14 protein-coding genes are annotated in these 13,968 nt (G+C 36.9%); 11 read left to right on the plus strand and 3 right to left on the minus strand.

The genetic code is table 11. From position 1 onward, the window contains the following. Positions 1-51: 51 nt before the first annotated feature. The 4 genes from Q0940_RS01515 to Q0940_RS01530 are packed head-to-tail and all read left to right on the plus strand — an operon-like array spanning position 52 to position 2,951. Entirely contained in the window at positions 52-1,515 is a 1,464-nt protein-coding gene (locus Q0940_RS01515; protein WP_299263050.1) for a M48 family metalloprotease, read from the plus strand. Positions 1,516-1,518: 3 nt separating this feature from the next. After that, positions 1,519-1,866 (plus strand): arsenate reductase (glutaredoxin), encoded by a 348-nt coding sequence (gene arsC / locus Q0940_RS01520; RefSeq protein ID WP_299263052.1) that lies wholly within the window; start codon positions 1,519-1,521, stop codon positions 1,864-1,866. 7 nt (positions 1,867-1,873) lie between these two features. Next, entirely contained in the window at positions 1,874-2,446 is a 573-nt protein-coding gene (gene wrbA / locus Q0940_RS01525; RefSeq protein ID WP_299263054.1) for an NAD(P)H:quinone oxidoreductase, read from the plus strand. 25 nt (positions 2,447-2,471) lie between these two features. Next, positions 2,472-2,951, plus strand: coding sequence for a DUF2069 domain-containing protein (locus Q0940_RS01530; protein WP_299263057.1), 480 nt, complete (start codon positions 2,472-2,474; stop codon positions 2,949-2,951). Between the two features lie 158 nt (positions 2,952-3,109). Here the strand turns inward: Q0940_RS01530 and Q0940_RS01535 are convergent, their stop codons facing one another. Further along, complete coding sequence (locus Q0940_RS01535) at positions 3,110-5,332, minus strand: NADP-dependent isocitrate dehydrogenase (RefSeq protein WP_299263059.1); 2,223 nt, start codon at positions 5,330-5,332, stop codon at positions 3,110-3,112. Positions 5,333-5,562: 230 nt separating this feature from the next. Here Q0940_RS01535 and Q0940_RS01540 point away from each other — a divergent pair, with 230 nt between their 5' ends. Then, the gene (locus Q0940_RS01540) at positions 5,563-6,309 is read left to right on the plus strand and encodes a pseudouridine synthase (protein ID WP_299263061.1); all 747 of its coding nucleotides are present in this window, start codon (positions 5,563-5,565) and stop codon (positions 6,307-6,309) included. Between the two features lie 105 nt (positions 6,310-6,414). Beyond that, entirely contained in the window at positions 6,415-6,891 is a 477-nt protein-coding gene (locus Q0940_RS01545; RefSeq protein ID WP_105052606.1) for an acyl-CoA thioesterase, read from the plus strand. A gap of 82 nt (positions 6,892-6,973) precedes the next feature. Here the strand turns inward: Q0940_RS01545 and Q0940_RS01550 are convergent, their stop codons facing one another. Together Q0940_RS01550 and Q0940_RS01555 are read right to left on the minus strand one after the other, a co-directional pair. Continuing rightward, complete coding sequence (locus Q0940_RS01550; protein ID WP_299263065.1) at positions 6,974-7,654, minus strand: hypothetical protein; 681 nt, start codon at positions 7,652-7,654, stop codon at positions 6,974-6,976. After that, positions 7,621-7,950, minus strand: coding sequence for a helix-turn-helix transcriptional regulator (locus tag Q0940_RS01555; RefSeq protein ID WP_299263067.1), 330 nt, complete (start codon positions 7,948-7,950; stop codon positions 7,621-7,623). The genes Q0940_RS01550 and Q0940_RS01555 overlap by 34 nt, the downstream gene beginning before the upstream one ends. A 239-nt stretch (positions 7,951-8,189) precedes the next feature. Between Q0940_RS01555 and mnmA the strand changes: the two genes are divergently transcribed. The 5 genes from mnmA to Q0940_RS01580 all read left to right on the plus strand — a co-directional run bounded on the left by mnmA (position 8,190) and on the right by Q0940_RS01580 (position 13,867). Beyond that, the gene (gene mnmA, locus Q0940_RS01560; protein ID WP_299263069.1) at positions 8,190-9,299 is read left to right on the plus strand and encodes a tRNA 2-thiouridine(34) synthase MnmA; all 1,110 of its coding nucleotides are present in this window, start codon (positions 8,190-8,192) and stop codon (positions 9,297-9,299) included. A 19-nt stretch (positions 9,300-9,318) separates the two neighbouring features. Further along, positions 9,319-9,951, plus strand: a complete 633-nt coding sequence (hflD, locus tag Q0940_RS01565; protein WP_299263071.1) for a high frequency lysogenization protein HflD — start codon at positions 9,319-9,321, stop codon at positions 9,949-9,951. Between the two features lie 28 nt (positions 9,952-9,979). Further along, positions 9,980-11,350, plus strand: coding sequence for an adenylosuccinate lyase (gene purB / locus Q0940_RS01570; RefSeq protein ID WP_299263073.1), 1,371 nt, complete (start codon positions 9,980-9,982; stop codon positions 11,348-11,350). Positions 11,351-11,474: 124 nt separating this feature from the next. Continuing rightward, complete coding sequence (locus Q0940_RS01575) at positions 11,475-12,626, plus strand: cupin domain-containing protein (protein WP_299263075.1); 1,152 nt, start codon at positions 11,475-11,477, stop codon at positions 12,624-12,626. A 197-nt stretch (positions 12,627-12,823) separates the two neighbouring features. After that, positions 12,824-13,867, plus strand: a complete 1,044-nt coding sequence (locus Q0940_RS01580) for an amino acid dehydrogenase (RefSeq protein ID WP_299263077.1) — start codon at positions 12,824-12,826, stop codon at positions 13,865-13,867. Positions 13,868-13,968 lie beyond the last annotated feature (101 nt).

Genomic DNA, 13,968 nt, shown 5'->3' on the forward strand with positions numbered 1-13,968 from the left:
ATCAGTTAACCGTTATCCTACAAAAATTAAATGAGAAAACAAAAGTAGTCTATGTATAAAAAAATTACCTCAACATTTACCGCCTTTGCTATTTCTGTCTGTTTATTTTCAGCAACGTCATCATTTGCAGCTAATAATGAACTTCCTGATTTAGGCGCATCGGCATTAACGGTATTAAGTATCGAGAAAGAGAAGCAACTTGGAGAGATTATATTTAATCAATTACAAGGGCGAGCTTCATTACTTTACGACCCACTCGTTAATGAATACATTAACTCTGTTGGCAATAAGCTAGTTGCCCACTCTAAAGATGTGAACTTCCCCTTTACTTTTTTTGTAGTGAATAGCCCAGATATTAACGCCTTTGCATTTTATGGCGGTTATATAGGCGTACATACGGGCTTAATTGCTAGTGCTGAAACAGAAAGTCAGCTTGCTTCGGTATTAGGTCATGAAATTGCACACGTTACCCAACGCCATTTAGCCCGTAAAAAACAAGAATCTGAACAAACATCGAATATGACATTAGCAGGCATTGTAGGCTCTATCTTACTAGCTGCAATTAACCCGCAAGCTATGATGGCTTCGTTGATGGTTACAACCGCTGGTGCACAACAGGCTATGATCAATTACACCAGAAGCAATGAACAAGAAGCTGACAACATTGGCATGAATATATTAGCCACCGCTGGATTTGACCCTTATGCTGCGGCAGAGTTTTTTGGTAAATTACAGGAACAACAAAGATATCAAACTAAGTTAGCTCCGTTTTTGGTTACTCACCCTTTGGCTGACTCACGAGTAACTGACGCTAAACTAAGAGCTCAGCAATATACTAAAAGGTTCTATGCTGACTCAATTGATTTTTTATTAATGCGAGCACGTGTCATGGCTCGTTATATATATGATAAAGATCATGTTGTAGAAATATTTAAAGACCTAGTAAAAAAACAACAAGGCAATAAACAATTTGCAGCACAATACGGTTTAGCCTTAGCTTATTTAGATACTGGTAAATTAGATTTAGCTGAGCAACAACTTACTCAGTTAGAAGAGTTAACAAGCAATAATTTATATATCTTAGATGCTCAATCCGATTTATATATTGCGCAAAATAAGCCTGGAAAAATTCTAGATAAATTAGCCTACGCCTACCAATTAAGACCCAATAATTCTGTAGTTACGTTAAACTACGCCAATGTATTGGTAAAAAATAATGAACAGAAAAAAGCTATTGGTATTTTAGAATATTATTTATTATCAAAACCAAACGATTTTTTAGCGACACAACTTTTACGCGAAGCCTATAAAGCCGATGAAAATATGGCTAGATACCATATAACCAGTGCTGAGTTATTTGCTTTACGTTCTGATTATCGCAACGCCATTAAGTCTGCGGATATCGCATTGACTGTATTAACTGAAGATCAAAAATCGGAAGTTAAACGAGTTGAAGCATTAAAAATAAAATACCGTGAACGTGACCGCTATATCAAAAATATTAAAGGATTTTAATCTATGAGCATTACTATTTTTCATAACCCTAGATGTTCTAAAAGTCGACAAACGTTGGCTTTGTTAGAAGAAAATGGTGTTACCCCTGAAATTTTTGAATATTTAAAATCACCATTAACGGTAGAATTACTGAGTTCTGTCGTGACAAAGTTAGGTGTTAACGTTCGAGATATTATTCGTAAAAAAGAAGCTGTGTTTAAAGAAACAGGGTTAGATAATCAGTCATTAACTGACGCTGAAATTTACACTATTTTAGTCAACACGCCTAAGTTAATAGAACGTCCTATTGTGATCAATGGTGACAAAGCCGCTATTGGCCGACCACCTGAAAACGTACTAGTAATATTATAAATTGAATATGACAAACTCATCCCCTTTTGTATTAGTTCTTTATTATTCACGCCACGGCTCTGTGCTTAACTTAGCAAAGCAAATTGCTAAAGGCATTGAGTCTCAAGGTTTAGAAGCCAAGATCAGAACGGTGAGTGATGATCACAATGAAGATGCTGACTACCCTTATGTCACTGAGCAAGAATTAGTATCTTGTTCTGCAATTGCTCTGGGCAGTCCTTGTCGATTTGGCACTATGGCTGCACCATTAAAAGCCTTTTGGGAAAGCACCTCAATCAATTGGCTCAGCGGTGACTTAATTGACAAACCAGCCTGTGTATTTACCTCAAGTTCAAGCTTGCATGGTGGAAATGAAGCAACCTTATTATCTATGTCATTACCTTTATTACATCACGGCATGTTATTAATGGGTGTGCCATACTCTGAGCCTGAATTACATAACACGACAAGTGGTGGAACGCCTTACGGTGCAAGTCACGTATCTGGCTTAAATTCCACCAATGAATTAACCAATAGTGAAATTGCTATTTGTAAAACTCTTGGTCAACGCTTAGCGGTAACCGCTAAAAAACTTTCTTAGTAAATTAACTCTTTAAAGAATAAACATGCAAAAATTTGAAAATGTACAAGATGCTTTTAAAAATGCACCTATGGCTCAATTTGTAAAAAAGCTCAAACTGTTAGGTTTAACAAGTTACTTATTATTAGTTGCTTACTACCCTATACTTTTAATCGTGTTAGACCCCGATGAAAATACAACCTCATATATACCAATGACATTGTTTTGGTTGCCTATGCTGTTCGCTATAAAAGGCTTAATTCAAGGTAATCCTTATACCTATGCCTGGAGTAACTTTGTTTTAATGTGGTGTTTTATCCATGGGTTAACATCGTTATGGACTTACACAGGTAATATCGTATTTATTATTATTGAAGTGCTATTACTGACTGGTGCATTTATCGGTAATACTTATTTTGCAAGATACAGAGGCCGAGAACTTGGCTTGGCACTACCAAAAATAAAAGAAATTAAAGAACAAGAAAAAGCTTTTTTTGAAAAGCGTTTAAAGGACACCGACATTTAATCAATTTCAGTTAAATTGACAGGGTTAAGTCTAATTTAACAAACCCAAGACGTTCAGGGATGCACTAAAGTTAAAAGCACATTTCAGGACGGGACAGAACAAACAAAAAAGCCAGAGGAATTCCTCTGGCTTTTTTTATGCTACTAATAGCTAAACGGTTACTTTACTAAAGTTAAACCATCATTAAATGTAGCGCTTGGACGCATAGCAGCAAAACCTTTAGCATCGTCTGGTTTGTAGTAACCACCGATATCCATTGCTTTGCCTTGCACTTGTGCTAATTCATCAACAACTTTATCTTCATTAGCTGTAAAGAACTCAGCAACTTTGCTAAATTTAGCTTGTAACTCAGAATCGGCAGTTTGTGCTGCTAATTCTTGTGCCCAATACATAGATAAGTAGAAGTGTGAACCACGGTTATCTAACTCGTTAACTTTACGAGATGGCGACTTGTTATTGTCTAAGAATTTAGCTGTTGCTTTGTCTAACGCATCTGCTAGAACTTGCGCTTTAGCATTGTTAGTAGTGTTAGCTAAATGCTCGTAAGAAGCTGCTAGAGCTAAAAACTCACCTAGTGAATCCCAACGTAAGTGATTTTCTTTTTCAAACTGCTGAACGTGCTTAGGAGCTGAACCACCTGCGCCCGTTTCAAACAAACCACCGCCATTCATTAGAGGAACGATAGATAACATCTTAGCTGATGTACCTAACTCTAAAATTGGGAATAAATCTGTTAAGTAATCACGTAATACGTTACCTGTTACAGAAATCGTATCTTCACCTTTTTTCAAACGGGCTAGTGTGAAACGAGCCGCTGCTTCAGGAGAAAGAATACGTAAATCTAAACCGTCAGTGTCGTGATCTTTTAAGTATTTATTTACTTTTTTGATAATTTCAGCATCGTGAGCACGCTCTTCTGTTAACCAGAATACCGCAGGCATACCAGATAAACGTGAACGATTAACAGCTAGTTTCACCCAATCTTGGATTGGTGCATCTTTAGCTTGACACATACGGTAAATATCACCCGCTTCAACAGCGTGTTCAAATACAACATTGCCATCTTGGTCTGTTACTTTTACTGTACCTTTAGCTGGAATTTCAAATGTTTTATCATGTGAACCATACTCTTCCGCTTTTTGAGCCATCAAACCAACGTTAGGTACTGTACCCATAGTTGACGGGTCAAATGCACCGTTTTCACGACAGAATGTAATTGTTTCTTGGTAGATACCAGCATAACAACGGTCAGGAATAACCGCTTTCATATCTTGTAATTTACCAGCTGCATTCCACATTTGACCAGAGCTACGAATAGCAGCAGGCATAGAAGCATCGATAATTACATCAGAAGGTACATGTAAGTTAGTAATACCTTTATCAGAGTCAACCATAGCGATATCTGGTGCAGTTGTATAAACCGCTTCAATGTCCGCTTTAATTTCAGCTTCTTGAGCTGCGTCTAAAGTAGCGATTTTAGCGTAAACATCACCAAGACCATTTTTAACATCAACACCTAATTTTTCAAATGTAGCGCCGTGTTTTGTAAATACGTCTTTATAAAATGCTTTAACAATGTGACCAAAAATAATTGGGTCAGAAACTTTCATCATTGTTGCTTTTAAGTGAGCTGAGAATAAAACGCCTTTTGCTTTAGCATCAGCAATTTCTACTGCTAAAAAGTCTTGTAACTTAGCAACGCTCATAAAGGTAGCGTCAATAATTTCACCTTCTAAAACATCAAATGCTTCTTTAAGCACTTGAACTGAACCGTCTTCTTTTACTAATTCAATTTTTACTGAACCAGCTTTTTCAACCGTTACTGATTTTTCGCTACCAAAGAAATCTCCGTCAGTCATATGAGCAACGTGTGATTTAGAATCTTTAGCCCAAGCACCCATTGAGTGAGGATGCTTTCTAGCGAATGCTTTTACAGCACCAGGCGCACGACGGTCAGAGTTACCTTCACGTAATACTGGGTTTACTGCAGAACCTAATACTTTTGCATAACTTGCTTTGATTGCTTTTTCAGTATCAGTTTTTGCTTCTTCTGGAAATTCAGGAAGAGCGTAACCTTGTGCTTGTAATTCAGCGATAGCTGCTTTTAATTGTGGAATTGATGCACTAACGTTAGGAAGTTTAATGATGTTAGCATCTGGCTGCTTAGCTACTTGACCTAAGTATGCTAATTCATCACTTATTTTTTGGTCGTCAGGTAAAAAATCTGACAAGTTTGCAATAATACGTGCAGATAATGAAATATCGCTTGTTGTAACTTCAATACCCGCTGTTGCGCTATAAGCTTCAACTACTGGTAAAAATGAATACGTCGCCAGAGCTGGCGCTTCATCTGTTTTTGTATAGATGATTTTAGATGTCATTGCTTTTCCCTACATTGTGCAGTGTGAATGTCTGACCAATTAGTTTTAATGGATAAAAAAACAACATTTGTTGTCTAATTACAACATTTAGCCAATTCTGATCAGTTTAACCTTTCATAATCGTTTGAATTTTAAACAATATCAAACAAACTATAATAAAGTCTGAATTTTGGGTATGAATACTATAAAATACGGGGCATTAATGAAAGCATTTTATCTAATTACCCCATATGAATTTTTCAAATAAGACTAACTCTAAAAGTAATAAAAACAAATCTATGCCTCGTAAACAGACTAAAAGTAATAAAAACAAATCTATGCCTCGTAAACAGACTAAAAGCACTAATAAATTAGGCCGAACGACAGGTAACCCAAAGGCCAAGTTTGATTCATCAGCTCGCCAACAAAAAAAAGCGCCTGAACAAACCCAAGTAGTATTGTTTAACAAACCATTTCAAGTGCTTACTCAATTTACTGACGCAGACGGCAGAAAAACACTAAAAGACTATATTCCAATAGCTGGAGTTTACCCTGCAGGCCGTTTAGATCGTGACAGTGAAGGATTATTAGTACTTACAAATAATGGTCAGTTACAAAATAAAATAGCCAGCCCGCAACACAAAACAACGAAATGTTATTGGGTACAAGTTGAAAACATACCAAATGATGAAAAATTACAACAATTACGAGATGGTGTTGAACTCAATGATGGCATGACTAAACCCGCTAAAGTGCGTATTATTGAGCAACCTGATCTTGTTTGGGACAGAGAACCACCAATCCGAGAACGTAAAAACATTCCAGATTGTTGGTTAGAAATAACGATATCGGAAGGCCGCAATCGCCAAGTTAGAAGGATGACCGCCCATATTGGCCACCCTACTCTTAGGTTAATTCGCTACCGCGTAGGCGAATGGACAGTTGACGATATTACTAATGGCAAATACAAGGTTTTAACCATTCCTGAATTCAAGTAGTGGAGTATCATTACTGTATAACTAATTGTAAAATTTGGCATTTAGCTAAAAGTAACTTAATATCAAATTAAACCCTATATTTAAATCTAACAGAGCATAACTTATATGAGCCAACCACAACGCGATATCACCCTACGTTTTCTTGCCGAACCACAAGACGTTAATTTTGGCGGTAAAGTTCATGGTGGCGCCGTAATGAAATGGATCGATTTAGCGGCTTATGCATGTGCAGCTGGTTGGAGTGGACGTTATTGCGTTACCGCTTACGCCGGTGGAATACGTTTTATTGCACCAATTCATGTAGGCAGCTTGGTGGAAGTTGAGGCTAAAGTAATTTACACAGGAAATTCATCAATGCACATTGCATTAGAAGTTAATGCTTGTGATCCTAAATCATTAAATCGTCGCCTTACCACACACTGCATTGTTATTATGGTTGCGGTTGATCAAAACGGACAACCTGAAAAAATTCCAGAATGGATTCCAAAAACAGAAGCGGATATAAAACAACATGCTACTGCTAAGAAGTTAATGGAAATACGTAAAAAAATAGGCGAGGAAATGGAAATCTTTGTTGAGTAACTACACATTATTAGTAGTAGTAACCCCTTGTAATAAAACACTGTTCAAAGCTCATGAACAGTGTTTTTTTAATTTTACCCACCTAATAAAACTCTGCCAAGTAACGAATTTTCTCTTGTGCAACATGACATATTATTTTAATAGCAAGCCCTAAAACCATTGTTAATATAGACACTGCAAACGCAGGACCGAAGACTGCACTAAAGTCTTCAGCAGGTAGTTCACTGCCAATTGCAATCCAACCAATTAGAGTCATAACCGCGCCAAGTAACATGGCTGAATTACCAGTAACGTTAAAAAAATGCCCCGCCCTTTTGTATTCTAATATTGAATAATCCATGTCGTCAGACATCGTTAATATTGAAATACCTCTTTTCACATCTGCCATTGATGTCGCAGCCAAACCAAAAATCAGCGCAGGTGGTACAACGATTAAAAAGCTTGGAGCATCGATAAACATATCAATACCACCACTTAATATCATGGCAAATAAAGTAAAACCGACAAAAGCTAATATACTAAATACAAACATAATAAACCCTCTTTTTGTTTTCCATAAAAATTGAAATGCTGAACGAACAGCTTGATTTTGAAACCAAATACGTGCGGATATAGGATTTGTTAACCTTCGTTCCACATACTCTTCCGTTAAGTCACCTAAAACAGGTTCTTTTAAATTTGGAGGTAACGCCCAGTATAAGAACTTACTGGTGTATTTAGGCACTTGCATTAATCCAGCACCTTTAGTGTAAGCCCCTGCCAAAGTGAACTTAACGCTTGTTTTGAGCGTTTTAATGCAGACTGCCCTTGTGCTGTTACCTTAAAGTATTTTTTGGCGCGTCCTCCTCGTTCTGCTGTTGCTTCACCTATTTTACTTTCTAATAGCCCTTTTGCTTCTAGCCTATCTAATGTTGTGTATAAAGCACCGATTGTGACGTCCCTGCCTATTATTTCAGCCAATAACTGCCTTATCGTACTTCCGTATGCAGACTCACCGAGCTTTAAAATAGCAAGGAGAACAAATTGTTCAAATTCCCCCAAAAACTTTTCTTTTGACATTTCAATCTCCCCAAAACAATATCTACAATGTAGAGGAAATTATTCAACTGTCAATATATTTTACTTTGTAGAGGAAATTAATTTAAAAAAACAACATAAATAACTGCAAGAAACGTCTTAATTCAACATTAGTTAAATAACGGTAAAAACTTAAATTAACCTCATCAGAGTAATACTTTTCATCCGACTTATATGATAGAATGCGCGCCAATTTTATACGGTTTAATTTTTAAGTTTTTATGTCAGATTCAAATTCAGTTAATGCAAATAAAAAAGTCGTTGTTGGTATGTCAGGCGGCGTTGATTCTTCAGTTTCGGCTTACTTGTTACTACAGCAAGGCTATCAGGTTGAAGGCCTGTTTATGAAAAACTGGGAAGAAGACGACAATGACGAATATTGTTCGGCTGCAGAAGACTTAAAAGATGCAGAATCCGTATGTGAAAAACTTGGTATTGAATTACACACAGTCAACTTTGCCTCAGAATACTGGGATAATGTGTTTGAACACTTTTTAGAAGAGTACAAAGCTGGCCGTACGCCAAATCCAGACATCATGTGTAATAAAGAAATTAAGTTTAAAGCGTTTTTGCAGTTCTCTGCTGAAATTCTTGGCGCTGATTATATTGCTACCGGTCATTATGTTCGTAGAACTGAAGATGACAACAACACTAAAATGCTTCGTGGTTTAGACCAAAATAAAGATCAAAGCTATTTCCTTTATGCCGTTGGTCAAGAACAAGTCGGCCAAACCTTGTTCCCTGTTGGTGAATTAGAAAAACCAGAAGTACGTAAAATTGCAGAGCAACAAGGTTTAATTACCGCAGATAAAAAAGACTCTACCGGTATTTGTTTTATTGGTGAGCGCAAATTTAAAGACTTCTTACAAAAATACTTGCCAGCACAACCAGGTAAAATAGAAACACCTGAAGGCGACGTTGTTGGTGAGCATGAAGGTTTGATGTACCATACATTGGGGCAACGTAAAGGTTTATTGATTGGCGGTTTAAAAGAATATAAAGACCAACCTTGGTTTGTAGTAGATAAAGATGTAGCACGTAATGTGTTAATTGTTGGCCAAGGTAAAAACCACCCTCTTCTTTTTTCAAATGGTTTAATTGCAAATCAGTTAAATTGGGTAGATCATAAAGGTCCTTCACAAGGAAGATACACAGTTAAAACAAGATATCGTCAAGAAGATGTAGCTTGTGAAGTATTTCCAGATGACGAAGGCAATATAAAAGTTATTTTTGATACACCACAACGCGCCGTTACCCCAGGACAATCCGCTGTATTTTACGACGGTGAAATTTGTTTAGGTGGCGGGATCATAGAGCAGTACATTCGATAATATGGATATTAATAATTCGATGACTTCACGACGTTCACAAAGTATCGCACTATCAGCCATGTGCCAATCCGCACTAATGATACAACAAGTATCTAAAGGCGTTATATTAAATAAAGACAGTTTAATATGTTTGTTTAATGGCATTACAACCACAGATCCAAAATCAGTTTTGGACGTTTACGGTTCAGTAAATGTTTTAGCCGATGGCGCAAAATTAGTGCAATACCAGTTATCTGGCAATGCGACTAAAAAAGACATTGAAGTGACTCGTTATTTAGCCGGCATAATGTCAATTTCCAAAAAGCTGTTAAAGAATCCGTCCGCGTTATCTGCGCTAACCGATAAACTAACTGACATTCAACGTCGTCTTAGTCATTTTGAAATTGATGATCCCAGTATTATTCAAAACTTTGCTGAATGTTATAGCGAAGTATTAAGTCCACTAAGTCAAAAAATCCAAGTTATTGGTAACCCTACTCTATTACAGCAAAAAAGCGTCCAGCATAAAGTGCGAGCTTTATTATTATCGGGCGTAAGAGCTGCGGTATTGTGGCGTCAAATGGGTGGAAAGCGACGCGACTTTATATTTAATCGAAAAGCGATATTACAAGATGTCATATCGTTTAACCAAGAATTAACATCTATTCATTAACTTTAAACACGTATAGGAAAGTAAAGTCATGCAATTATCTGCACTTACTGCAATATCTCCAGTAGACGGCCGTTATGGCAGCAAAACTGAAGAATTACGTCCAATATTCAGTGAATTCGGTTTAGTAAAATACCGTGTCATTGTTGAAGTTCGCTGGTTACAAAAATTAGCTGCAACAGACGCCATCAAAGAAGTTCCAAACTTCTCTGCTCAAGCAAATGCCTTATTAGATGCAATTGTTGATAATTTTTGTGAAGCTGATGCGCAACGTGTAAAAGACATTGAAGCAACAACTAACCACGATGTAAAAGCGGTTGAATACTTCCTAAAAGAAAAAGTTGCAGATAACGCAGAACTAACCGCGATAAATGAATTTATTCACTTTGCTTGTACGTCTGAAGACATTAACAACCTATCTCATGGTTTAATGCTAACTGCGGCACGTGAAGATGTTATTTTACCTTATTGCGATAAAATATTGTCTGAGCTTAAACGTTTAGCTAATGAATACAAAGCATTACCTATGATGTGTCGTACGCATGGTCAGCCAGCTACGCCATCGACTATGGGTAAAGAAATGGCAAACGTTTATGTGCGTTTGCAACGTCAACGTAAGCAAATAGCTAACGTAGAAATGTTAGGTAAAATTAATGGTGCTGTCGGTAACTACAACGCTCACATATCGGCTTACCCAGAACATGACTGGCATAAACACGCTGAAGAATTTGTTACGTCTTTAGGATTAACCTTTAATCCGTTCACAACACAAATTGAACCGCATGATTACATTGCTGAAATCTTTGACGCTATGGCACGTTTTAACACTATATTAATCGACTTTGATCGTGATATCTGGGGTTATATTGCTATGGGTCATTTCAAGCAAAAAACTATCGCTGGTGAAATTGGCTCTTCAACAATGCCGCATAAAGTTAACCCTATCGACTTTGAAAACTCGGAAGGTAACTTAGGTATTGCCAATGCAATATACGGTCACTTAGCGACTAAACTACCAATTTCTCGCTGGCAGCGTGACTTAACTGACTCTACTGTATTACGTACTTTAGGTCTTGGTGTTGCTCACTCTATTATTGCTTATCAAGCAACGTTAAAAGGTATTAGCAAATTAGAAGTTAACGCTCAGAATTTATTAGACGAATTAGATAATAACTGGGAATTATTGGCTGAGCCAATTCAAACGGTTATGCGTCGTTACGGTATTGAAAAGCCGTATGAAAAATTAAAAGACTTAACACGTGGTAAAAAAGTTAACCAAGAAGTTATGGCTGAGTTTATTGATGGTTTAGAATTGTCTGATGCGGTTAAAGCAGAACTTAAATTATTAACACCTGCTAACTATATTGGCCGCGCAATAGAGTTTATTGACGAATTAGTTTAACCACTAAACCTTATTAGTCAGATATAAAATGCCAGCTTTGACTGGCATTTTTTATATGCGCAACATTCACAACCTACACTTTAAAACGCAGTGACGTTACTTACATTAATAAACACGAGTCCTTATGAACATAAACTGGCAAACCATTTCACAGCAAGAATTCATCGATGAGTATTGGCAAAAAAAGCCAATTGTACTTAAGAATGCCCTTCCTAATTTTGAAGATCCAATAGCGCCTGATGAAGTTGCAGGGCTGGCTATGGAGTCTTTTATCGACTCTCGATTAGTCACCAACAAAAACAATAATTGGCAAGTGACTCATGGTCCAATTGAAAGTTTTGATGAGCTTGGTGAAAGTAATTGGAGCTTGTTAGTTCAAGGCGTTGACCGTTGGTTTGAGTCTGTATTTGACTTAAGAGAAGCGGTAGATTTTATTCCTAAATGGCGTATTGACGATGTAATGGTGTCTTATTCAACACCACATGCCGGTGTTGGCAGTCATTTAGATCAATACGATGTGTTTATTGTACAAGGCCAAGGGAAGCGCCGTTGGAAAGCTGGTGCGGTTAATACTCAATTACAACAAACTGAAAAGACTAAAGACTTGTTACAAGTTGATGAGTTTGCACCCATTGTTGATCAAGTGCTGGAAGCTGGCGATATTATTTATATCCCACCTTTTAGTCCACATAATGGCGAAACTATTGAGACTGCGATCAATTACTCCATTGGTTTTAGAGCACCTAGTCAACAAGAACTTATTAGTGGTTTTGCCGACTTTGTTATCGACTCTGAAATTGGTTTAACTCGATTTAAAGATACAGACTTATCTATTGATAAAAATTCCGACAGCCTAATTAATAAAACTCAACTTAAACAAATGCAATTATTGTTAACAGATTTAATTAATAACGAGGGTCATTTTGAAAAATTCCTCAATCAGGGTTTAACCGCACCTAGCAGAGAACTTGATATACCAGAGGAAGTTGAACAACATACGTCGGATTATTTAGTCAATTTGTTTTTTAACTCTAATCTTAGTATCAATAAAGTTAATGGCGTAGAAACTTCTATTTTCCATGGCAACGATAAGATTAGCTTCTTTTGTTGCTCAGAAGAGTTTGTTTGTGAAGCGCATCAAATAGATTTCCTTCGATTATTACACCTACAAAAAACAGTGACCAGTGAGCAATTAAAGACTGAATTAAAACGTTTAGAAAATATTGAACTGCTGACAACTCTAGTTAATCAAGGTTATTGGTATATAGAAGAATAAATCCACGGTTTGTAGGATGAAAGTATAAAGTAAACCTTAGTAGTATTTGATGCATCATTATATTCGTGTTTGATTTAGTCTAAAACCTTTACACTTTCATCAACTTATCTTCCCCTTAATCGTAAAGCGGGTCTAGCTTTGCCAGCATAGCTCTGGTAAAGTCGCGCTTTTTAAAATAATGCTATTTGGAGTCTATTTTGTCGGTATTTTCTCAAGCTGAGTTTGATGATCATGAACAGGTTGTATTTTGCACAGATCAAGCCTCAGGTTTAAAAGCAATCATTGCTGTCCATAATACCAATTGTGGTCCTGGTGTAGGTGGTTGTCGTTTTTGGAATTATAGTTCTGACGAAGAAGCTCTTGTTGATGTTTTACGTTTATCTAAAGGTATGACATACAAAAATGCCATGGCTGGACTCAATTTTGGTGGTGGTAAAGCCGTTATTATTGGCGATCCTAAAACGTTGAAATCAGACGCTCTTTTCACCGCTTTTGGTCATGCGTTAAATAACCTTAACGGTACTTACTATTCAGCAGAAGATGTAAATATCACAACAGGCGATATTATGATCGCTAATAAAGTGACTGACTTCGTTGTTGGTTTAGAAGGAAAAAGCGGTAACCCAGCTCCTTTCACTGCATTAGGTACTTATTTAGGCATAAAAGCCGCGGCTAAACATAAGTTTGGTACGGATGATTTAACCGGTATCAAACTATCAATTCAAGGGTTAGGCTCTGTAGGTATGTACCTTTGTGAACGTTTATTTAATGACGGTGCTAAGTTATTTGTTACTGACATTAACCAAAACTCTATTGATAAAGCGGTTAATGACTACGCTGCAACGGCAGTTGGTTTAGATGATATATACGCATTAGATGTTGATGTTTATGTACCATGTGCATTAGGTGCAACGATTAACGACGACACTATCCCTCAACTAAAAGCTAAGATTGTAGCCGGTTGTGCTAATAATCAATTACAAGAGCCGCGTCACGGTGATAAGTTAGCCGAGTTAGGTATTCTATACGCACCTGATTATGTGATAAATGCTGGCGGTATTATCAACATATTCTTTGAGCAAGATGAAGATGGATACAAAGCCGATAGAGCAACAGCAAAAGTTGGTGAGATATACGATACATTAACTGAGATCTTTGAGCGTGCAAAAGCCGATAACATGCCTACTTATCAAGTAGCTGATATTATGGCGCAAGAGATCATAGCAAAAGGCGGTAAATAACCTTAACAGGATTTACTTTTTCTCTTTGCTTCAAATAGAAAGCCAAATATTGCTGATAGCTGTATTTGGCTTTTTTGATCCTGTTGTATTATTTTCTAAAG

It is taken from the genome of uncultured Psychrosphaera sp. (assembly GCF_947500655.1).
GTDB lineage: Bacteria > Pseudomonadota > Gammaproteobacteria > Enterobacterales > Alteromonadaceae > Psychrosphaera.